22 protein-coding genes are annotated in these 20,554 nt (G+C 71.7%); 9 read left to right on the top strand and 13 right to left on the bottom strand.

All coding sequences use genetic code 11. From position 1 onward, the window contains the following. Window positions 1-56: 56 nt before the first annotated feature. Entirely contained in the window at window positions 57-1,256 is a 1,200-nt protein-coding gene (locus FBY41_RS11125; protein WP_260439804.1) for a hypothetical protein, read from the top strand. A 42-nt stretch (window positions 1,257-1,298) separates the two neighbouring features. Here FBY41_RS11125 and FBY41_RS11120 read toward each other — a convergent pair whose 3' ends face one another. Both FBY41_RS11120 and FBY41_RS11115 read right to left on the bottom strand, forming a co-directional pair. Continuing rightward, the gene (locus FBY41_RS11120; RefSeq protein WP_141844342.1) at window positions 1,299-2,180 is read right to left on the bottom strand and encodes an HpcH/HpaI aldolase/citrate lyase family protein; all 882 of its coding nucleotides are present in this window, start codon (window positions 2,178-2,180) and stop codon (window positions 1,299-1,301) included. After that, window positions 2,177-3,304, bottom strand: coding sequence for an HpcH/HpaI aldolase/citrate lyase family protein (locus tag FBY41_RS11115; protein ID WP_141844341.1), 1,128 nt, complete (start codon window positions 3,302-3,304; stop codon window positions 2,177-2,179). The genes FBY41_RS11120 and FBY41_RS11115 overlap by 4 nt, the downstream gene beginning before the upstream one ends. An 89-nt stretch (window positions 3,305-3,393) precedes the next feature. On the opposite strand from FBY41_RS11115, the gene FBY41_RS23425 reads away from it, so the two are divergent. From FBY41_RS23425 to FBY41_RS11095, 4 genes are all read left to right on the top strand, one after another. Next, window positions 3,394-4,083, top strand: coding sequence for a hypothetical protein (locus FBY41_RS23425; protein ID WP_185749024.1), 690 nt, complete (start codon window positions 3,394-3,396; stop codon window positions 4,081-4,083). Between the two features lie 17 nt (window positions 4,084-4,100). Further along, window positions 4,101-5,408 carry a magnesium transporter MgtE N-terminal domain-containing protein gene (locus tag FBY41_RS11105; RefSeq protein WP_141844340.1) on the top strand — a complete coding sequence of 436 codons (1,308 nt, stop codon included), beginning with the start codon at window positions 4,101-4,103 and terminating at the stop codon, window positions 5,406-5,408. Beyond that, window positions 5,405-5,953 (top strand): DUF1003 domain-containing protein, encoded by a 549-nt coding sequence (locus FBY41_RS11100; RefSeq protein WP_141844339.1) that lies wholly within the window; start codon window positions 5,405-5,407, stop codon window positions 5,951-5,953. Before FBY41_RS11105 ends, FBY41_RS11100 begins: the two co-directional genes overlap by 4 nt. Window positions 5,954-6,031: 78 nt before the next feature. Beyond that, a complete protein-coding gene (locus FBY41_RS11095) occupies window positions 6,032-7,174 on the top strand; it encodes an Mrp/NBP35 family ATP-binding protein (protein ID WP_141844338.1) in 1,143 nt (380 codons plus the stop codon). Between the two features lie 103 nt (window positions 7,175-7,277). Here the strand turns inward: FBY41_RS11095 and tatB are convergent, their stop codons facing one another. The 5 genes from tatB to FBY41_RS11070 form a co-directional block, all read right to left on the bottom strand. After that, window positions 7,278-7,631 carry a Sec-independent protein translocase protein TatB gene (tatB, locus tag FBY41_RS11090; protein WP_141844337.1) on the bottom strand — a complete coding sequence of 118 codons (354 nt, stop codon included), beginning with the start codon at window positions 7,629-7,631 and terminating at the stop codon, window positions 7,278-7,280. Window positions 7,632-7,687: 56 nt separating this feature from the next. Next, on the bottom strand, window positions 7,688-9,274 hold the full coding sequence (locus FBY41_RS11085) for a S1C family serine protease (RefSeq protein WP_141844336.1): 1,587 nt from the start codon (window positions 9,272-9,274) through the stop codon (window positions 7,688-7,690). Continuing rightward, window positions 9,271-10,026 carry a hypothetical protein gene (locus FBY41_RS11080; RefSeq protein WP_141844335.1) on the bottom strand — a complete coding sequence of 252 codons (756 nt, stop codon included), beginning with the start codon at window positions 10,024-10,026 and terminating at the stop codon, window positions 9,271-9,273. The genes FBY41_RS11085 and FBY41_RS11080 overlap by 4 nt, the downstream gene beginning before the upstream one ends. 19 nt (window positions 10,027-10,045) lie before the next feature. Then, the gene (gene sigE / locus FBY41_RS11075) at window positions 10,046-10,711 is read right to left on the bottom strand and encodes an RNA polymerase sigma factor SigE (RefSeq protein WP_446496950.1); all 666 of its coding nucleotides are present in this window, start codon (window positions 10,709-10,711) and stop codon (window positions 10,046-10,048) included. Between the two features lie 138 nt (window positions 10,712-10,849). Further along, complete coding sequence (locus FBY41_RS11070; RefSeq protein ID WP_141844333.1) at window positions 10,850-11,344, bottom strand: hypothetical protein; 495 nt, start codon at window positions 11,342-11,344, stop codon at window positions 10,850-10,852. 71 nt (window positions 11,345-11,415) lie between these two features. On the opposite strand from FBY41_RS11070, the gene FBY41_RS11065 reads away from it, so the two are divergent. After that, a complete protein-coding gene (locus tag FBY41_RS11065; protein ID WP_141844332.1) occupies window positions 11,416-12,039 on the top strand; it encodes an O-methyltransferase in 624 nt (207 codons plus the stop codon). A 193-nt stretch (window positions 12,040-12,232) separates the two neighbouring features. Here the strand turns inward: FBY41_RS11065 and FBY41_RS11060 are convergent, their stop codons facing one another. Then, window positions 12,233-12,406, bottom strand: coding sequence for a DUF3117 domain-containing protein (locus tag FBY41_RS11060; RefSeq protein WP_141823522.1), 174 nt, complete (start codon window positions 12,404-12,406; stop codon window positions 12,233-12,235). Window positions 12,407-12,550: 144 nt separating this feature from the next. On the opposite strand from FBY41_RS11060, the gene FBY41_RS11055 reads away from it, so the two are divergent. Further along, window positions 12,551-13,399 carry an enoyl-CoA hydratase/isomerase family protein gene (locus FBY41_RS11055; RefSeq protein ID WP_141844331.1) on the top strand — a complete coding sequence of 283 codons (849 nt, stop codon included), beginning with the start codon at window positions 12,551-12,553 and terminating at the stop codon, window positions 13,397-13,399. Between the two features lie 84 nt (window positions 13,400-13,483). On the opposite strand, the gene FBY41_RS11050 is transcribed toward FBY41_RS11055, so the two are convergent. The 4 genes from FBY41_RS11050 to dapE are packed head-to-tail and all read right to left on the bottom strand — an operon-like array spanning window position 13,484 to window position 16,983. Then, the gene (locus tag FBY41_RS11050; RefSeq protein ID WP_141844330.1) at window positions 13,484-14,698 is read right to left on the bottom strand and encodes a hypothetical protein; all 1,215 of its coding nucleotides are present in this window, start codon (window positions 14,696-14,698) and stop codon (window positions 13,484-13,486) included. Beyond that, a complete protein-coding gene (locus tag FBY41_RS11045; RefSeq protein WP_141844329.1) occupies window positions 14,695-15,063 on the bottom strand; it encodes a cell division protein DivIVA in 369 nt (122 codons plus the stop codon). Before FBY41_RS11045 ends, FBY41_RS11050 begins: the two co-directional genes overlap by 4 nt. After that, window positions 15,060-15,827: an LOG family protein gene (locus FBY41_RS11040; RefSeq protein ID WP_141844328.1), complete on the bottom strand. Its 768-nt coding sequence runs from the start codon at window positions 15,825-15,827 to the stop codon at window positions 15,060-15,062. Before FBY41_RS11040 ends, FBY41_RS11045 begins: the two co-directional genes overlap by 4 nt. A gap of 55 nt (window positions 15,828-15,882) precedes the next feature. Continuing rightward, the gene (gene dapE, locus FBY41_RS11035; RefSeq protein WP_141844327.1) at window positions 15,883-16,983 is read right to left on the bottom strand and encodes a succinyl-diaminopimelate desuccinylase; all 1,101 of its coding nucleotides are present in this window, start codon (window positions 16,981-16,983) and stop codon (window positions 15,883-15,885) included. A 104-nt stretch (window positions 16,984-17,087) separates the two neighbouring features. Here dapE and dapD point away from each other — a divergent pair, with 104 nt between their 5' ends. Then, the gene (gene dapD, locus FBY41_RS11030; protein WP_141844326.1) at window positions 17,088-18,020 is read left to right on the top strand and encodes a 2,3,4,5-tetrahydropyridine-2,6-dicarboxylate N-succinyltransferase; all 933 of its coding nucleotides are present in this window, start codon (window positions 17,088-17,090) and stop codon (window positions 18,018-18,020) included. Window positions 18,021-18,072: 52 nt separating this feature from the next. Beyond that, entirely contained in the window at window positions 18,073-18,954 is an 882-nt protein-coding gene (locus FBY41_RS11025) for a hypothetical protein (RefSeq protein ID WP_260439697.1), read from the top strand. A gap of 209 nt (window positions 18,955-19,163) precedes the next feature. Here the strand turns inward: FBY41_RS11025 and FBY41_RS11020 are convergent, their stop codons facing one another. Continuing rightward, window positions 19,164-20,444 (bottom strand): citrate synthase, encoded by a 1,281-nt coding sequence (locus FBY41_RS11020; protein WP_141844325.1) that lies wholly within the window; start codon window positions 20,442-20,444, stop codon window positions 19,164-19,166. Window positions 20,445-20,554: the final 110 nt, after the last annotated feature.

The following is a 20,554-nucleotide window of genomic DNA, read 5'->3' as shown; positions in this document are numbered from 1 at the left end:
GCGGGTGGTTGGATCTAGCCACCGTCCCTCATCCCTCGGAGGCTGCGTTGAACCCGGTGCTCGCGTTCGTCGTCGTGATGCTCGTCTGGACGATCAGCGACTTCGTCGCGAAGAAGACGAAGTCGCTGCTCTCCTCCCTCTTCGTCGCCTCGATCATCTTCCTCATCGGGTTCCTCACGGGCATCTTCCCGGAGGACCTGCTGGCGAGCTCGAGCCTCCTGGCTCTCGCCGGGGTCGTCGTCGGCTTCATCATCGTCCACCTCGGCACGATGATCAGCCTCGACGACTTCAAGAAGCAGTGGAAGACCTTCCTCATCGGCGTCGCCACCGTGATCGGCATCGGTGTCGCCCTGCTCGTGGCCGGGCTCATCTTCGGCTCCCGCATCACCGGCTCGGTCGCCGACGGCTACGCCCAGGCGCTCGACTTCGTCGTCGCGGGCACGGGAGCGCTGAGCGGCGGCACGATCTCGGTGCTCATCGTGCAGGAGGCGGCTCTCGGTGTCGGGCTCACGAGCATCGCGATCTTCCCCGTGCTCATCGCTGCCCTTCAGGGCCTCATCGGCTTCCCATTGACCTCGATCCTCCTGCGCCGGGAGGCCGCTCGTCTCAAGGCCGACTACCGTGCCGGCTCGCTCGTGCTGCCCGAGGCCGACGACCCTGCCGCCTCCGACAGCTCGAAGCTCCCGTCGGCCCTGCGCACGACCGCCGGCACGCTCTTCGTCGTCGGTGTCGTCGTGCTCCTCAGCCTCGGCATCAACAACCTCACCGACGGCATCCTCAACACCTTCGTCGTCGCGCTGCTCTTCGGCATCGCGCTGCGCACCACCGGCGTCTTCAAGCCCTCGGTGCTGAGCGGCATCGACTCGCTCGGCCTCATGATGATCGCCATCATGATCCTCGTCTTCGGCCCGCTCGCGACGGTGAAGCCCTCGGACGTCTCGGCGCTCGCGTTCCCGTTGCTGCTCGCCTTCCTCTTCGGCATCGTCGGCATCGCCGGCTTCTCGGCCCTCGTCGGCAAGCTGCTCGGCTACAGCATCCCCATGTCGGTGGCGATCGGCCTGACCTCGCTCTACGGCTTCCCGGGCACGATGATCCTGTCGCAGGAGGCCGCGAAGGGGGCCGGCGAGAGCCCCGAGGAGGTCGCGGCGATCGAGCACGAGATCCTGCCCAAGATGATCGTCGCCGGCTTCTCGACGGTGACGATCACGTCGGTCATCGTCACGAGCATCATCGCGGCGCGCATCGGGATGAGCTGACGCCACACCCGGCCTCACGCCCGCCCCACCGTGGGGTGGGGTTCAGGAGAGGGCGGCGATCGCCTCAGCGGTCGCGAGCACCTTCCGCGCGGTGTCGACGTGGAGGTTCTCGATGAGCCGGCCGTTCAGCGTCGCGACGCCGCGGCCCTGCGCCTGCGCGGTCTCGAACGCCGCGATGACGGCCCGGGCCTGCTCGACCTCGTCCGCACCCGGCGCGAAGACGTCGTTGCACGGGCCGACCTGCCCGGGGTGGATGAGGGTCTTGCCGTCGAAGCCCATCTCACGCCCCTGGCGCGCCTCGGCGAGGAAGCCCTCGGCGTCCTTGACGTCGTTGTAGACCCCGTCGACCACGGCCACCCCGGCAGCCCGAGCGGCGAGCAGGACGAGCTGCAGCGCGGTCTGCACGGCCGCACGGCCGGGCACGAAGGTCGCGCCGAGCTCCTTGTAGAGGTCGTTCGTGCCGAGCACGAGGCAGGCGAGGCGGTCGGAGGCCAGGGCGATCTCCTCCGCGTGGAGCACGGCGGCCGGCGTCTCGACCATGGCCCAGAGGCGGGTGTGCGCCGGAGCACCAGCCGCCTCCATGGCTTCCACGAGGGAGCGGACCTCCTCCGCCGACCCGACCTTGGGCACGACGATCGCGTCGGGCCCGGCCGCCGCCGCCGCTGCGAGGTCCGCGTCGTGCCACTGCGAGCCGAGACCGTTGACCCGGATCGTGAGCTCGCGCCGGCCGTAGGCGCCCGACCGCACTGCGGCACAGGCGTTCTCGCGTGCGATGTCCTTGGCGTCAGGGGCCACGGCGTCCTCGAGGTCGAGGATGAGGGCGTCGACCGGGAGCGTCTTCGCCTTCTCGAGGGCGCGCTCGTTGGAGCTCGGCATGTAGAGCACCGAGCGACGAGGGCGGTATGCCGTGTGGTTGTCAGTCATCGCCGGTCACCGTCCCCCGGAGCGCCGGACGCGCTCGCCGGAGCGGGCTCTTCCGGCGAGCCCGACTCCCGCGCGTCGGCGTAGAGCTCGGCGAGCACAGGATCGGTCTGCGCCAGGCGCTCGGCCAGCTCGACGATGACGAGACACTGCTTGAGGCTCGCGTCGTCCTCCATCTTGCCGTCGAGCATGACGGCACCCGTGCCGTCACCCATCGCCTCGACGACGCGCCGGGCGTGCGCGACGTCCTCGGCCGACGGGCTGAAGACCCGCTTGGCGATCTCGATCTGCACCGGGTGCAGCGACCACGTGCCGACACAGCCGAGGAGAAAGGCGTTGCGGAACTGGTCCTCGCAGGCGACGACGTCCTGGATGTCGCCGAAGGGGCCGTAGTAGGGGTAGATCCCGTGCATGGCGCAGGCATCGACCATCCGGGCGATCGTGTAGTGCCAGAGGTCCTGCTGCGCCGTCGCCCGGGCGCCGGTGACGTCGCCGTCGACCGGGTCGGTGCGCACGAGGTAGCCGGGGTGCCCGCCCCCGACGCGGGTCGTCTTCATCCGGCGGTCGGCAGCGAGGTCGGCAGGCCCGAGCGAGAGCCCCTGCATGCGCGGCGAGGCGCCGCAGATCTCCTCGACGTTGACCATGCCGCGCGCCGTCTCGAGAATCGCGTGCACGAGGATCGGGCGGGTCAGTCCGGCCTTCGCCTCGAGCTGCGCGAGGAGCCGGTCGACGTAGTGGATGTCCTCCGCCCCCTGCACCTTGGGCACCATGACGACGTCGAGCTTGTCGCCGATCTCGGTGACGAGGGTCGTGAGGTCGTCGAGGGCCCACGGGCTGTCGAGCGCGTTGATCCGCGTCCAGAGCTGCGTGTGCTCCCCGAAGTCCGTCGCCTTCGCGATCTCGACGAGCCCGGCGCGGGCGGCCTCCTTGCGGTCGGCCTTGACCGCGTCCTCGAGGTTGCCGAGCAGCACGTCGACGGTGCCGACCATGGCCGGCACCTTCGCCGCCATCTTGGCGTTGCTCGGGTCGAAGAAGTGGATGACTCGGGACGGGCGGGCCGGGACCTCGGTGATCGGGGTCGGCGCACCCACCGCCAGTGGACGGAAGAAGTCCTTCGCGCTGCGCATGGGCTGCAACGTAGCAACGCCCGGTGCGACCCGGTTATGACGACAGTCACGCCCGCCCGTCCTGAGGCATGGATCACTAGGGTGGTGCCGTGACCGCCCAGCCCGCCGAGCCCGTCGCGACCGCCGGACCAGCCGCGTCCGGCGACTCCGCCGCGACCTCCGCGACCTCCGCAACCTCCGCGCCGGCGGTGGTCGCGTTGCTGGGCGAGGCGATGACGAAGTCGGGGCTGCTCTGGATCGACGTCGCCGGCGACCGGGCGTGGCCCGCCTGGCACGTGTGGGACGACGGGGCGGCATACGTCGTCAGCGGACCCGGCGAGCAGCCGCTGCCCTGGTTGCCCGAGGAGGTGCGGCTCATCCTGCGCAGCAAGGACACCGGTGGCCGCCTCCTCACGCTCCGCGCGCACACCCACGTCCTCGAGCCCGGAACCCCGGAGTGGGCCACGGCCGCCGAGCTGCTGCGGGCTTCGCGCCTCAACGCCGTCGACGACTCGCTGACCCGCTGGGCCGACACGTGCACCCTCACGGCGCTGGTCCCCTTCGACGCACCGCTCGAGGCGCCGGGGGCGTATGCCGCCGACGACGCCCGCTCCGCGCCCGCACGGACCGCTGCGACGACGACGTCGTGGCGCCCCTGGCACTGGCGTGGCCGGGGTGAGGAGAAGGCAGCCCGGAAGCGGGCCAAGGCTGCCGAGCGGGCGACGCGCAAGGCCGCGCGGGAGCGCGCGAAGCTGCGGGCCAAGCGGCAACGTCGTGGCGGCCGTCGGCGCAGCGGCTGACCCCATAGCCTTGCCTCATGAGCGCAAGCACCCGCGTCTTCGTTGCGCGCCTCACCGGCCTCGCGGTCTTCGACCCGCTGGGTGACCAGGTGGGCCGCGTGCGCGACGTCGTGGTGATGTTCTCGTCCAGCCGCCCCCAGCCTCGTGTCATCGGTCTCGTCGTCGAGGTGCCCGGGCGCCGTCGTGTCTTCGTGCCGATGACGCGGGTCACCTCGATCGACGCGGGCGCCGTCATCACGACGGGCCTGGTCAACATGCGTCGCTTCGAGCAGCGCACCAACGAGGTCCTCGTCGCGGCCGAGCTGTTCGACCGCACCGTCACCGTCACGGCGCCCGAGGCGGTCGAGGCCGGCTTCGCGTCGGCGCTCGTCGAGGACCTCGCGATCGAGCAGGGGCCGCGGCGCGAATGGCTCGGGGTCAAGGTCTTCGTGCGGCAGGCCGCGACGGGCGTCTCGTCGGCGTCCAAGGCGATGTCGCGGCTCACGCGACGGCGCTCGGGCAAGACGATGCTCGTCGACATCCGCGACGTCGTGGGCCTCCACGAGCAGCTGGGGGCCCAGAGCGCCGAGCGCCTCCTCGAGACCTACGACGACCTCAAGGTCGCCGACCTCGCCGAGGTCATCCACGACCTCAACCCGAAGCGGCGCGCCGAGGTCGCGGCCGCGCTCGACGACGAGCGCCTCGCCGACGTCCTCGAGGAGCTGCCCGAGGACGACCAGGTCGAGATCCTCGCGGGCCTGGCCAACGCGCGAGCGGCTGACGTGCTCGAGGCGATGGAGCCCGACGACGCCGCCGACCTGCTCGCCGACCTGCCGCCCGAGCAGGCCGAGCAGCTCCTCCAGCTCATGGAGCCCGACGAGGCCGCCCCGCTGCGTCGCCTCCTCGCCTACGACGAGAACACCGCCGGCGGCATGATGACGACCGAGCCGGTCATCCTCGGGCCCGAGGCGACGATCGCCGAGGCCCTCGCGACCGTGCGCCGCGAGGAGCTGGCGCCCGCGCTCGCCTCGATGGTCTACGTCTGCCGGCCGCCGCTCGAGGCGCCCACCGGCCGCTACCTCGGGCTCGTCCACATCCAGCGGTTGCTCCGCGAGCCGCCGCACGCGGCGATCGGGTCGATCATCGACAAGGAGATCGAGCCCGTGGCAGCGAGCGACTCCCTCGAGCGGGTCACCCGCACGCTCGCGACCTACAACCTCGTCTCGCTGCCCGTCGTCGACGACAACGGGCGCCTCATCGGGGCCGTGACCGTCGACGACGTCCTCGACCACATCCTCCCCGAGGACTGGCGTGAGGAGCGGCACGAGATCGGGGTGCGCCCGTGAGCGAGCGTTCCGAGCGCCGCAGCGCCGCCCGCGCCGGGCACAGCGACAAGCTCGACCAGCCCCAGGAGCAACGCGCCCGGGTGCTGCCGCGGATCACGCTCTCACAGGAGGCCTTCGGGGTCCTGTCCGAGCAGTTCGCGCGCCTCATGGGCACGGCCGGCTTCATCATCGGCATGACGGTCTTCGTCGCCGTCTGGGTCGTCTGGAACATCGCCGCGCCGGTCAACCTGCGCTTCGACGAGTTCCCCTTCATCTTCCTCACGCTGATGCTCAGCCTGCAGGCGTCGTATGCCGCCCCCCTCATCCTCCTCGCGCAGAACCGCCAGGCCGACCGCGACCGCGTGACCCTCGAGCAGGACCGCGCCCGCGACGAGCGCAACCTCGCCGACACCGAGTTCCTCACCCGCGAGGTCGCCTCGCTGCGCATCGCCCTGCGCGAGCAGGCGACGCGAGACTTCGTCCGCTCCGAGCTGCGCAACCTTCTCGAGGAGCTCGAGGAGCGCTCGCTCATCCGCGGCGAGGACGAGGCCGCCACGGAGCGCTGAGCGTCGTCGCCGGGGGTGCACGGGGGCGCAGGACGCCCGCGGCCGTGAGCCCCCGTGGGTCGGCCTACGATGGAGGACATGTCTGTCCCCGCACTGCCCAGCCGTGACGCCCTGCTCACGGCACTGTCGAAGGTCAACGACCCCGAGATCCGCAAGCCGATCACCGAGCTCGGCATGGTCAAGTCGGTCGAGATCGACGACGCCGGCAAGGTCGACCTCGCCATCTTCCTCACCGTCTCCGGCTGCCCGATGAAGGAGACCCTCACCCGCGACTCGAGCAACGCGCTGCTCGCCCTCGAGGGCGTCACCTCCGTCGAGGTCGAGCTCGACGTCATGAGCGAGGAGCAGCGGGCCGCGCTGCGCTCCCAGCTGCGGGGCGGGGCCCCGGAGAAGGAGATCCCCTTCGCCAAGCCCAACAGCCTCACCCGCGTGTATGCCGTCGCGTCCGGCAAGGGCGGCGTCGGCAAGTCGTCGGTGACCGTCAACCTCGCCGCCGCGATGGCCGAGCAGGGCCTGCGGGTCGGGGTCGTCGACGCCGACGTCTACGGCTTCTCGGTGCCGCGGATGCTCGGGGTGGAGCAGCGCCCCACGCAGGTCGACGACATGATCCTGCCCCCCATCGCGCACGAGGTGAAGGTCATCTCGATCGGGATGTTCGTGCCGGGCAACCAGCCCGTCGTCTGGCGTGGCCCGATGCTCCACCGGGCGCTGCAGCAGTTCCTCGGCGACGTCTTCTGGGGCGACCTCGACGTGCTGCTCCTCGACCTGCCGCCGGGCACGGGTGACATTGCGATCTCGGTCGCACAGCTCATCCCCACCGCCGAGATCCTCGTCGTGACGACGCCGCAGCAGGCCGCCGCGGAGGTCGCCGAGCGTGCCGGCTCCATCGCCCTGCAGACGCACCAGCGGGTCGCCGGCGTCATCGAGAACATGTCGTGGCTGGAGCTGCCCGACGGCACCCGTCAGGAGATCTTCGGCTCGGGTGGTGGTCAGGCGGTCGCCGACTCGCTGACCAAGAGCATCGGTGCGCCCGTGCAGCTGCTCGGGCAGATCCCCCTCGACACGCGCCTGCGTGAGGGCGGCGACAGCGGCACACCGGTCGTGCTCGGCGAGCCGGACTCGGCCGCCGCGGTGGCCCTGCGCGGCATCGCCCGCGGCCTCGGCACCCGCGCCCGCGGCCTCGCCGGCCGCTCGCTCGGCCTCACGCCCGCCGGGCGCTGACCGCGCCAGCCGGGCTCCCGGCCGACGGTGCGCCGGGACGGGCGGGGCGGCATACGGACGCTGAGACGGCCGGAACGAGAGGTCGTTCCGGCCGTTCGGCACGTCAGGTGGCTTCGGCGTCCCAGGGCGTCGGCAGCGCGGGGTCGTGACCCCGCGGGGTGCTCACCGGCTTGTCGTATGCCGCCGGGGCCTCGTCCTCGTCGGGCGGGGAGTTGAGCGCGTCGCGGACGATCTTGCGCGGGTCGTACTGCCGCGGGTCGTACGCGCGCCAGTCGATGTCGGAGAACTCCGGACCCATCTCGTCCTTGAGCTGCTCCTTGGCCCGGTCGGCCATGCTGCGGGCCTGGCGCACGAAGCGGCCGAACTTCGCGGCATACTCCGGCAGGCGCTCGGGACCGAGCACGAGGATGGCGAGCAGACCGAGGAGCAGCAGCTCCCAGCCGTTGATGTCGAACACACGTCCTCGCTTCCCTGCGACCCTGGCTGCGTCATCATACGGATGTCGCCGGAACGTCAGCTGTCCGGATCAGCCTCGAGGGTCATCTGCAGGTCGATCTGCTTGCCGTCACGCTTCACGGTGAGCGTCACGGTGTCGCCCACGGCCCGCGAACGGATCGAGACGATGAGCTGGTCAGGGGTGCGGATGCGCTTGCCCTCGAAGCCGGTGATGACGTCGCCGGGCTTGACCCCCGCCTTGTCGGCCGGGCCTCCCACCGTGACTGCCGTCGACTTGTCGGACACCTGGGCGCCCTCGCCGCTGAAGGTCTGGTCGAGCTGCACCCCGATGATCGGGTGGGTCGCCTTGCCCGTCGAGATGAGCTGGTCGGCAGTGCGGCGGGCCTGGTCGCTCGGGATGGCGAAACCGAGCCCGATGCTGCCGCCCGTCGTGCCACTCGCCCCCGGCACCCGCGCGATCGCCGAGTTGACGCCGATGACCTTGCCGTTGAGGTCGAGCAGCGGACCACCCGAGTTGCCGGGGTTGATCGCCGCATCGGTCTGGATCGCGTTGATGTAGGAGGTCACGTCTCCGCCCCCGGACCCGGGGGTGACGGGACGGTTGAGAGCGCTGACGATGCCTGTCGTGACGGTCTGGTCGAGCCCGAGGGGCGCCCCGACCGCGATCACCTGGTCTCCGACGACGACCTTGCTCGACGGCCCGAGCTGCAGCGGCGTGAGGCCGGGACGGCTGACCTTGAGCACGGCGAGGTCGTAGCTGGCATCGCGGCCGACGATCGTGGCCTTCTCGGTGTCGCCGTTGCTCAGCACGACCTCGATGTCGCCGGCGGCAGCGCCCTCGACGACGTGGTTGTTGGTGAGGATGTGGCCCTTGGCGTCGATGACGAAGCCCGACCCGGTGGCCGCCCCCTCCGCCCCGCCGTCGACCTTGATGGTCACGACGCTGGGCAGGGCCGTGGCGGCGATGCTGGCGATGGAGCCGGCGGGGCGGTCGGTCGCACCCGGGCCCGGCTCGGGCAAGGTCGAGCCGGCGAGGTTGACCCGGTCGTCGAGCAGCTGACCCGCGACTCCGCCGACGAGGCCCGAGAGCAGGCACAGGCCGACGACGCCGGCCACGAGCAGCCCGGACCGCGAGCGCCGGCGCCGGCGCCGGGTGGGCGACGCCGCGTCGGGGTCACCCGGCGCGCCCGGACCGACGGGGGCATCCCTGAAGGTCACGGCCGCACCGGACGGGGCGGGCCACGCGAAGCCTCCACCTGAGCCGCCGATGGCTCCGGGCGCCGCCTGCCCCGGCTGCGTGGGGTCCTGCTGCATGCCCGCGCCATCGGCACCAGGAGCGCCGGACGCGATCACGGGCGGCGCGTAGGACGCGCGGTGGGCCTGCTCCGCGAGGGCGTCGGCCCGGTCGCTCCCCCATGCCTCGTCCGCGCGCGCCGGCACACCCGGGCCCTGCGTGGGGTGTTCGGGGCCGAAGACGTCGAACCAGGCGTCGTCGCGGGCATCGGACTGCTCCTGCGCATCCGGACCCGAGGGAGTCGCCTCGGTGCGAGGCACCGGGCGCGTGTGCTCGAGGTCGATGATGCCCGTCTCGTCCGGCTGGGCGTCGCGAGGGATCCCTGCGCCGGGCGTCGACTCGTTGGTCATGGCCCTGATTGTGCCGAACGTGCGACCGAGAGGCGCACCGGGCCCACCTCGGCGACGAGCGCGCTCGCGCGGTTGCGCACGACCCAGTAGGGGGTGGCGACCGAGCCGCGCGATGCGGCCGAGCCGGGAGAGCCGCTCGAGCCGGTCGAGCCGCTCGACCCCGCCGAGCGCGAGGAGCCCTCCGACAGGCCCGGACCGGCGACGGTCTGCCCCGTCGGAGCGGACGGCGCCGGGAAGGTCGTCGTCGCCCCGAGGGGTGCGGAGCCGAAGCCCGCCTCGCCGAAGCTGGCGACCGGCACCCGGGCGGTGGTCGTGCGAGCCCCCGGCAGCGGCGAGATGGCCAGACCCCACGCCGCCGCGACCGACGCCCCCGCCGCGATCGAGGCCACGACAGCAGCCCGCATCGGCGAACGGTGCAGCGGAGGAGCGGTGGGGCGCACGGTGGGCACGGGGTCGTGCGACGGGCCGGACGGCATACGGGAACCGAGCGGTGGGACGGGGATGCGCGGGCCGCTCGAGCGGATCGGCTCCTCCATCGGCGGCGGAGTCGCCGCGAGGCCCATGAGCGAGGAGCGCAGGCTCATCGGGACGCCGGTGTCCGAGCGGAGGGCCGCGACGATCCGGCGCTCCTGGTCGGCCGCGTGACGGCACATCGTGCAGCACACGAGGTGCTTGTCGTAGAGGTGCAGCAGTGCCGGGGGCAGCGACCGGTCGACGTAGGCCCGCACCTGTCCGCGTAGGTGTGGCGTCACGGCGTCACCTCCGGCTGCATCAGCGAGTCCCTGCTGCCACTCGTCGGCCGGGGAGGCGCAGACCCGGGCGGGTCGTGCGGGCCTCGGGCTTGCCGCCCTGCGACGAACCGGCGGCGACGACCTCAGGAGCGCGGTGGGCGAGCGCCTCGCGCAGCTGGGCGCGGCCACGGTGGATGCGCGAGCGCACGGTGCCGAGCTTGACGCCCAGGGTCGCGCTGATCTCCTCGTAGGAGAGGCCCTCGATGTCGCAGAGGACGACGGCCGCCCGGAACTCCGGCGCCAGGGCGTCGAGCGCACGCTGGACGTCGTCGTCGAAGCGGGAGTCGTGGTAGGTCTGCTCGGGCCCCTTCTCGAGGCTCGCGAGACGGCCGGCGGCGTCCTCGGGGAGGGCGTCGAAGCGGATGCGCTGCTTGCGACGCATCTTGTCGAGGAAGACGTTCGTCGTGATGCGGTGCAGCCAGCCCTCGAAGGTGCCGGGCTGGTAGGAGTGCAGGGAGCGGAAGACACGCACGAAGACGTCGTGCGTCAGGTCCTCGGCGTCGTGGGGGTTGCCGGTGAGGCGGTAGGCGAGCCGGTACACGCGCGCCGAGTGCTGCTCGACGATCTCCTCCCACGTGGGGGGAGTCCAGGCCGCGTCGGGCTCACCCGTGGCGGGGAGCTGGCTGCTGGTCACGCTGGAGGTCACGATGGGCTCACGCCTTTCACGGGGGCTGTGAGGTGGAGAACGTCGTCTCCCCCTCTTTCGTTCCCGATCAGCCTCTCGATGTCACCCATGAGTCCGCACATCGGAACCTGTCAGGAACCTGTGAATCCTGTGTGGGGGCTACGTCTCGGGGTTCTGCGGGGAGCGGGCCGCCGCGGACCCGCCCGGCACGGCCTCGTGGTGGGCGCGTCCGCGGGTGCGGCGGTCCTCCTTCATCTCCGCCTCGAAGAGGTGGCGGCGGCCACCCACGAGGTCGCCGCGCGCCTGCTCCTCGAGCCGCTTGAACGTCGCGTAGTAGTCGTCGTCGTACTCCTCGACGATCTGGAACGTCCAGCGGCCCTCGACGACGTTGCGCCCGACGAGCTCGCTCTCGAGGCGGTCGGCGAGGCCGTCGTGGCCGGCCGCACGGAACAGCTCGACGGCCTCCCCGAGGGTGAGGTCGGCCATGCCGGAGAGCCGGTGGAAGCCGTAGAGGTGGCCGCGCGCGTCCTCGACCACCTCAAGGGCCTCGGACAGCTTGCCGAGAGCCTCGACCGTCTTGTCGTCGACGCCACTCGGTCGGCGGTGCTCGGGGATCGGCTGGTCCGGGTGCTCGGTGCCCTGCGTGTCATCCATGACGAGATCCTTACACTCCACAGGCACGGCCCTCCCCGGCCCGTCCCATGCGTCACAGTAGGCTGGCGAGCATGAGCACCCAGAAGGTGGCCGCCTGGTCGCACGCCGAGGAGTTCGTCACCCCGGGCGCGCACGTCGAGGAGGCGTTGCGCCACGGCGAGGAGCTCGGAGCCCGCCCCGTCGGCAACGGGGTCGGGGCCGCACTGCAGCTGCTCGCCGCCGCCACCGGAGCCAAGGCGGTCATGGAGATCGGCACCGGCGCGGGCGCGTCGGGACTCTGGCTCCTCGGCGGCATGCCCGACGACGGCATCCTCACGACGATCGACCTCGAGACCGAGCACCAGCGCGCCGCACGCGACGCCTTCGCCGCCGCCGGCTTCGCGCACCAGCGCACCCGGGTCATCGCCGGGCGGGCGCTCGAGGTGCTGCCGCGCATGACCGACGGCGCCTACGACCTCGTCGTCGTCGACGCCGACCGCCAGGAGTATCCCGACTACGTCGAGCAGGGCGCCCGCCTCCTGCGCAAGGGCGGCACGCTCGTGCTGACGTGGTCGGACAAGGAGGCCGACCCGGCCAACCGCGACCCCGAGACCCGCACGCTGCGCGAGGTCGGCCGGGCGATCCGTGAGCGCGACGACTTCGTCACCGCGCTGCTGCCCGTCGGCGAGGGCCTGCTCGTCGCGGTCAAGCGCTGACCCCACCCTGACGGGGGCCGCCGGTGAGCCGCGGCCCAGCGGGCGGCATACCTGTCGGGCTGTCGGCACCCTGTGGGCGCACCCCTCAGGGCCCTGACGGGCCACCGCAGGGGTATGCCGTGTGCTCGGGGACATGCGAACGGCCCCCGACCGTGTGGTCGGGGGCCGTCGCCAAGCTGGATGGCCGGAGAGGTCAGCTGACGCCGGCGCAACCCTGGATCGCGTCGCGAAGTGCCGCGGCCTCGTCGGGGGTCATTTCGACCACGAGACGCCCACCGCCCTCGAGGGGCATGCGCAGCACGATGCCGCGACCCTCCTTGACGACCTCGAGCGGGCCGTCTCCGGTCCTCGGCTTCATTGCTGCCATGGTTCCCCTTCCCTAGGAATCCTCGGTCCTTCAAGGGACATTATTCCGTGTCTGTATTGCCAGACCTAATCCGGGATGTGACGGAGGGCACGCAGAGGGCGCTGCGGCTTCCGCAGGCGCCGCAGATGGGCCAGAGTTGCGGCCATGACCGAGTCACCCGCGACCGCACCCACCCGTCCCGACACCACCGGAGCCGCCGCCGCCGGGGCGCAGCCGCTGCTCGTCGAGGTGGACGGCGGCGTCGCCTGGCTGCGGCTCAACCGGCCCGAGGCGATGAACAGCCTCGACAACGCCCTCAAGGACGCGCTCGTGGAAGCGCTCTCCCGCGTCGGTGAGGACCCGGCCGTGCGATGCGTCGTGCTGACCGGGTCCGGTCGGGCCTTCTGCGTCGGGCAGGACCTCAAGGAGCACGTGCGCAGCCTCTCCGACCCCGACTCGACCCTCGCGACGACCGTGACCGACCACTACAACCCGATCGTCATCGCCCTCTCGACGATGAACAAGCCGGTCATCGCCGCCCTCAACGGGGTGGCGGCCGGCGCCGGGCTCTCCTTCGCGCTGGCGTGCGACTTCCGCATCGCGGCCGAAGGGGCGGGGCTCAACACCTCGTTCGCCGGCATCGCGCTCTCGTGCGACTCGGGAGCGTCGTGGAGCCTGCCGCGGCTCGTCGGTCCGGCTCGGGCGAAGGAGCTGCTCCTCCTGCCGCGCACGGTGCCGGCTGCCGAGGCCCTCGCCCTGGGGCTGGTGACGAAGGTCGTGCCGGCCGACGAGCTCGAGCAGACCGTGGGGGAGCTGGCGCGGACGCTCGCCGACGGTCCGACGCTGGCCTACGGCTCGATCCGCCGCGCCGTCGCCTACTCGGCGGGGACGGACCTCGCTGACGCCCTCGCCCACGAGGCCGAGCTGATGGCCCTCACCGGAGGCAGCAGCGACCACCGGGCAGCGGTCGACGCGTTCCTCGCGAAGGAGAACCCCACCTACAGCGGCCGCTGAGCCGGGTTCCCCACGACGACGATCGGGACAGCCGCGTTCTCGGCGCGTCACAGGAGCGTGCGAGCACCCTGGCCGCGTGGAGCGTCACGGTGGGTAGTCGCTCGGGGGGACGAACCGCCACAGCTCGTCGGTCCACCAGTACTGGCAGGCGATGAAGACGACGAGCAGCGGCACGGCACGCCACAGCAGCCGCCGCCAGCCGTTGCCCCGGGCGTCGGCCCAGCCCGCGCCGAGCATGACGACGAGCAGCGGGAAGAGGGGCACGAGGTAGCGGAAGATGCTCGTGTACGGGTCGAGCACCACGGCGAGGTAGGCCGGATAGGCGAGCGACCACGTGCGCAGGTCGGCGCCGAGCCGATCAGCCCAGGGTCCGGCCACCATGGCGATGAGGACGAGCGGGACCACGACGAGCCACACCGGCCCCCACGTGTCACCGAGGAAGTAGCGCGCCTTGTCGAGCCACGGCGTGAAGGGCTCGACGGTCGCGTAGCCGCGCCACGCCGCCATCGTGTCGGTGTAGGCGGTGCTCACACCCGTGCGCCACCAGGCGATCGCCGGCCACAGCAGCCCGGCGACGCCGCACCCGACAAGCGAAGCGGCCATCGCGGCATACTCGCGGGCGGGGATCGGTCGCTCGGCGCGCTGCCGCCAGCGGATCGCGAGCACGACGAGCGTCACGACCCCGAGCGGCACGGCGATCGGGCGCGAGAGCCCGACGAGCAGCGCGACGACCGCCGCGACGAGCCACCGCTCCCTCGACAGCGCGTAGAGGTAGCCGACGAGGAGCAGCATCGCGAGCGACTCCGTGTAGGCGAGCTGCAGCGTCACCGATGCGGGGAAGCTCGCCCAGAGCGCGACGACGAGGTATGCCGCCGGGTCGCCGATACGGCGGCGGAGGAGCAGTCCCATGATCACCGCGGCAGCGAAGCCACAGAGCAGCGCGATCGTGGAGGCGACGACGGGGAAGCCGAGCCCCGTCACGGCCATCACGCCGCGCGCGATGAAGGGGAAGAGGGGGTAGAAGGCCCACGGGTTCTCCCCCACCTTGCCGGAGTCGGTGATCGGCAGCGTCGAGGGGTAGCCGTGCTCGGCGATGAGCTGGTACCACTGGCCGTCCCACAGCGCCGTGAACGGGAAGTAGGTGACCGGCACGTCCTCGCCGCCGGTCATGCCGCTCGGCACCTGGTGTCCCATGACGACGACGAGGATCGTCGTCGTGACGACCCGCGCGAGTGCATAGATCGCGAGCACCCACAGCACGAACTCGCGGCGCGGCCGCAGGGAGAGAGCCTCGGTCATGGACGGGGTTCGGCGCCGTCCGGACCGTCGCTCGGTGCCGACGGACTGCTCTTTCGATCGGGAGTGGTGGCGGTGCCCGCCTCGCCGCGGAGCACCGCGATCTCCTCGTCCTTCTCGCGCAGCTCGCGCCGGAGCCGGTCGACGACGCCGTCGACCTGGCTCATCCGGTAGCCGCGCAGGCCGACGTCGAAGACGAGGTCGTCGAAGTCGGAGTCGACGATCGGCTCGTCGGGCAGCGGCTCGTGCGAGAGACTCCGCGTCTCGCCGCCCAGGCCGCCGACGGAGCCACCGCCGATGAGACCGAGGACGAGCGCCGCGATGAAGCACACGACGACGACGCCGACGAAGAGGATGAACCAGGTCACGGGGCGGGCTCCTCGTAGGCCGTGATCGCAGCGACCGCCTCGGCGGGGTCGTCGGTGAGGATGAGGCGGTCGAGGTCCTCCGGGCCGATCATGCCGTCCGCGAGCACGGTGTCGCGCAGCCAGTCGATGAGGCCCTGCCAGTACGAGGTGCCCATGAGCACGACGGGGAACTCGGTCACCTTGCGCGTCTGCGCGAGGGTCACCGCCTCGAAGAGCTCGTCGAGGGTGCCGAAGCCGCCGGGGAGCACGATGAACCCGTGCGAGTACTTGAGGAACATGACCTTGCGCGCGAAGAAGTAGCGGAAGTTGATGCCGAGGTCGACGAACTCGTTGAGGCCCGTCTCGAAGGGCAGCTCGATGCCGAGCCCCACCGACGTCCCGCGGGCCTCGAAGGCTCCGCGGTTGGCCGCCTCCATCGCACCCGGCCCGCCACCGGTGATGACGGCGTAGCCCGCCTCGGCGAGCAGGCGACCCACCTCGACCCCCATGGCGTATGCCGGGTCGCTCGGTCTCGTACGCGCCGAGCCGAAGACCGCCACCGCCGGACCGAGCTCGGAGAGCGAGCCGAAGCCCTCGACGAACTCCGACTGGATGCGCATCACCCGCCACGGGTCGGCGTGCAGCCAGTCGACGCGGGTCGGGCCCTGAAGCAGTCGCTGGTCGGTCGTCGTCGTGGGCACCCGGCCGCGCCGCAGGGTCACCGGGCCGGTCTGGCGCCGGTCGCCCGCGTCGGGTCGGGCCGCGCCCGGCTGCTCGTCACTCACAGCGTCACCCTATGCGTCCGGGGTGAGCCCCAGACCTCGCAACCCCGTGCCGGCCTCAGGCGAGCCAGCGCAGCAGGGCGGCCTCTGCGGCGGTGTACTGCTCGACGGGGCAGCTCTCGTCGTCCATGTGGGCGAGGTTGGGGTCGCCCGGGCCGTAGTTGACGGCCGGGATGCCGAGTTCGGAGAAACGGGCGACGTCGGTCCAGCCCTCCTTGGGGTTGACCGGCACCCCGAGCGCCTCGACGAAGGCCTGGGCGGCCGGCAGGTGCAGACCGGGGCGGGCGCCGTCGGCGGCGTCTCCGAGCGTCACCTCGAAGCCGTCGAAGACCTCGCGCACGTGGGCGAGGGCCTGCTCGGTGTCCTTGTCTGGTGCGTAGCGGTAGTTGACGGTCACCGTGCACCGGTCGGGGATGACGTTGCCGGCGATCCCGCCGGTGATGCCGACCGCCTGGAGCGCCTCGTGGTAGTCGAGACCGTCGACGGGGACCGTGGCCGCTTCGTAGGCTGCGAGGCGCGACAGCACCTCGGCGGCGTCGTGGATCGCGTTGTGGCCCTTCCACGGCCGCGCCGAGTGGGAGGCGACGCCCTTCGTCACGACGTCGACGCGCAGCGTGCCCTTGCAGCCGCCCTCGACCGCACCGTCGGTGGGCTCGAGCAGGACCGCGAAGTCTCCGCGGAGCAGCTCGGGACGGTGCTCGGCGAGACGGGCGAGACCGTTGAAGCGGGCGTCGATCTCCTCGCACTCGTAGAAGAGGAAGGTGAGGTCACGCGTCGGCTCGGTGACCTGGGCGGCGATGCGGAGCATGACCGCGACGCCGCCCTTCATGTCGACGGTGCCGCGGCCCCAGAGCAGCCCGTCGACCTGCCTCGTCGGCAGGTTGGGCGCGGCGGTCAGCGGCACGGTGTCGATGTGCCCGGCGAGCACGACGCGCTCAGCCCGGCCGAGCGAGGTGCGCGCCACGACCGTGTTGCCGTCGCGCTCGACATCGAGGTGCTCGAGCGGACGCAGAGCCGCCTCGATCGCGTCGGCGAGCGCGGCCTCGTCCTGGCTGACCGACTCGATGTCGCACACGGCTGCGGTCAGCGCGACGACGTCGGCAGAGAGGTCGAGAGCGGTCACGGAGGTGGCCTGGGCGGCATCGGTCGGGGACGGCATACGGGGAAGGCTAGCGGCCAACGCCGCCCGCCGGCCGCCCCGCTCGCGCCCAGCCCGCGAGCCGGGTTGGGCGGGCGCGAGCGCCCACCCCTACCCTTGGGCGCATGTCTGAGCAGCGCGGTGCATGGGGATTCGGCCTGGCGACGGTCACGGACGGCGGGCAGGTGCTCGACACCTGGTACCCCGCCCCAGCGCTGGGGACGACGCCGGACGACGCGACCGCCCCCGACGCGCTGCAGGCGCTCGCCGGGAGCGACCCGCTGCGCGGGGTGCGCACCGAGGTCGTGCGCCAGCAGATCGACCTCGACGCCGCGCCCGTCGGCACGTCCGACGCCTACCTGCGCCTCCACCTGCTCTCGCACTGCCTCGTGCGGCCGAACGAGCTCAACCTCGACGGCATCTTCGGCGCCCTGCCCAACGTCGTGTGGACGAGCGCGGGCCCCTGCGCCGTCGACGGCTTCGAGCAGACGCGGCTGCGGCTGCGGGCAGCCGGCCACGTCGCCGTCTACGGCGTCGACAAGTTCCCCCGCATGACCGACTACGTCGTGCCGCAGGGCGTGCGCATCGCCGACGCCGACCGGGTGCGGCTCGGCGCCCACCTCTCCCCCGGCACCACGGTGATGCACGAGGGTTTCTGCAACTTCAACGCCGGCACGCTCGGCACCTCGATGGTCGAGGGCCGCATCGTGCAGGGTGTCGTCGTCGGCGACGGGTCCGACATCGGCGCCGGCGCCTCGATCATGGGCACGCTCTCCGGCGGCGGCACGGAACGCGTCAGCATCGGTGAGCGTTGTCTGGTCGGAGCCAACGGTGGCATCGGCATCGCGCTCGGCGATGACTGTGTCGTCGAGGCGGGGCTCTACGTCACCGCCGGCACCAAGGTGGCGCTGCCCGACGGCTCGGTCGTCAAGGCACGCGAGCTGTCGGGATCGAGCAACATCCTCTTCATCCGCAACAGCGTCACCGGGGCCGTCGAGGCTCGCGACCGCGCGGGCACCGGCATCACGCTCAACGCGGCCCTGCACGCCAACGACTGACCGACTGCCGCCGGCCCCGCCGCCGGCACCCGACGAAAGACGCCCCTCCACCATGTCGAAGACCCGACCCGCCCCGGACCGGGCCGGGCCGAGCCGTCCCGTCACCCGGCCGCCCGCACGGCGCCGCCGGCGGGCGATCACGCTGCTCGTCGTCGCCGCCCTCATCGCGACCGCAGGCTGGTTCGGCGCGCGCTTCCTGCTCGACAGCGTCATCAACCCGCAGTGCACGATCACCGCCGGTGGCATGACCGAGACCTTCGACCCCGAGCAGGCCGGCAACGCCGCCCTCATCGCCGCCGTGGCGATCAAGCGCGACCTGCCGCCCCGTGCCGCGACGATCGCGCTGACGACGGCCATCCAGGAGAGCAAGATCCGCAACCTGCGCTACGGCGACCGTGACTCGCTGGGCCTCTTCCAGCAGCGACCGAGCCAGGGGTGGGGCACCGAGAAGCAGATCCTCGACCCCATCCACGCGACGAACGCCTTCTTCGACGCCCTCGTGAAGTACAAGGGCTACGAGACCGCCGACATCACGAAGATCGCCCAGCGGGTGCAGAAGAGCGGCTTCCCGGAGGCCTATCGCGACCACGAGGGCGAGGGCCGCGTGCTCGCCTCGACACTGACGGGTCACTCCCCCGGTGGCCTCGTGTGCCGGCTCGACACGGCCAAGACCCACGCGAGCCCCTCCGCGGTCGCCGCCGACCTCGAGAAGCAGATGGGGGTGACGACCTCGACCGTCGGCGACGGCGTGCTCACGGTCGAGGCGGCCGACGTCACGACGGCCTGGGCCGTGGCCCACTGGGCCGTCGCGCGGGCCGAGCAGTACGGCGCCACCGCGGTCACCATCGGCGATCGCACGTGGGATCGTTCCGACCGCGAGCCAACGTGGTCACCGGGCGCCGACGGCAAGACCGTGAGGATCACCCTCGCCTGACGCCGGAGCGTCCACGGAGTTCAGGTCGAGTGCCCACTTCTCCACCGCGCGCGGGCCCGCCTGAGCGAGGGGAAATGGGCACTCGACCGGGACGAGGTACGTGGCCATCGACCCCGCATGTCCCAGCCCGAGCCGGCCGGACGGCATACGGGCTCGGGCATGCGAACGGCCCGCCCCGCAACCGCGGGACGGGCCGGATGCCGCCGGGCTCAGCCCGGGTAGTTGCGCTCGGGGGCGCCGGTGTAGATCTGGCGCGGGCGACCGATCTTGGTCTCCGGGTCGTTCATCATCTCGCGCCACTGGGCGATCCAGCCCGGGAGGCGGCCGATGGCGAACAGCACGGTGAACATCTTCGACTCGAAGCCCATGGCCTTGTAGATGAGGCCGGTGTAGAAGTCGACGTTCGGGTAGAGCTTGCGCTCGACGAAGTAGTCGTCGGCGAGCGCGATCTCCTCGAGGCCCTTGGCGATCTCGAGCAGCGGGTCGTTGTGGCCGAGCTTCTCGAGGATGTCGTCGGCAGCCTTCTTGATGATGGCGGCGCGCGGGTCGTAGTTCTTGTAGACCCGGTGCCCGAAGCCCATGAGGCGGACGCCGTCCTGCTTGTTCTTGACCTTCTCCATGAAGTGCTTCGGGTCATCGCCCGAGGCGTGCAGCTTGCCGAGCATCTCGAGGACGGCCTGGTTGGCGCCGCCGTGGAGCGGGCCCGAGAGGGCGTGGATGCCGGCAGAGACCGAGTTGAAGAGGTTGGCGTGGGCCGACCCGACGAGACGCACCGTCGAGGTCGAGCAGTTCTGCTCGTGGTCGGCGTGCAGGATGAAGAGCAGGTCGAGGGCCTTGGCGACGGTCGGGTCGACCTCGTACGGCTCGACCGGGTAGCCGAACGTCATCCGCAGGAAGTTCTCGACGAACGACAGCGAGTTGTCGGGGTACATGTAGGGCTGGCCGACGCTCTTCTTGTGGGCCATCGCCGCGATCGTCGGCAGCTTGGCGAGCAGGCGCACCGTCGAGATCTCGACCTGCTCCTGGTCGAAGGGGTCGAGGCTGTCCTGGTAGAACGTGCCGAGCGCCGAGACGGCCGAGCTGAGCACGGGCATCGGGTGGGCGTCGCGCGGGAAGCCGTTGAAGAAGGCGCGGAGGTCCTCGTGCAGCATCGTGTGCCGGCGGATGAGGTCCTCGAAGCGGCCGAGCTCGTCGGGCGAGGGGAGCTCGCCGTAGATGAGCAGGTAGGCGACCTCGACGAAGGACGACTTCTCGGCCAGCTGGCCGATCGGGTAGCCGCGGTAGCGCAGGATGCCCTGGTCGCCGTCGATGTAGGTGATGTCGCTCTTGCACGACGCGGTGTTGACGAAGCCGACGTCATAGGTGACGCGCCCCGTGTCCTTGAGAAGCGACCCGATGCTGACCCCGTCGTTGCCGTCGACGGCCTCGACGCCCGGGAAGGTGACTTCCTTGTCTGCGACCCTGAGTGTCGCGTCCACTGCCTTCGTCACTGTTCCTCGCCTCCTGTCGATCCGGCCAGGGGTCGCCGGACGTGTCCGCGTGCGACGTTACCCCAGCGGCGGGTCCGAGGACCAAACAGGGTCCATCCCTGAAGAACCGG

The sequence above is a fragment of the Humibacillus xanthopallidus genome (genome assembly GCF_006716675.1).
Classification (GTDB): Bacteria; Actinomycetota; Actinomycetes; order Actinomycetales; family Dermatophilaceae; genus Humibacillus; species Humibacillus xanthopallidus_B.
The sequence above is the reverse complement of the archived record's forward strand: the minus strand, read 5'-3'. Positions and strand labels throughout refer to the sequence as shown.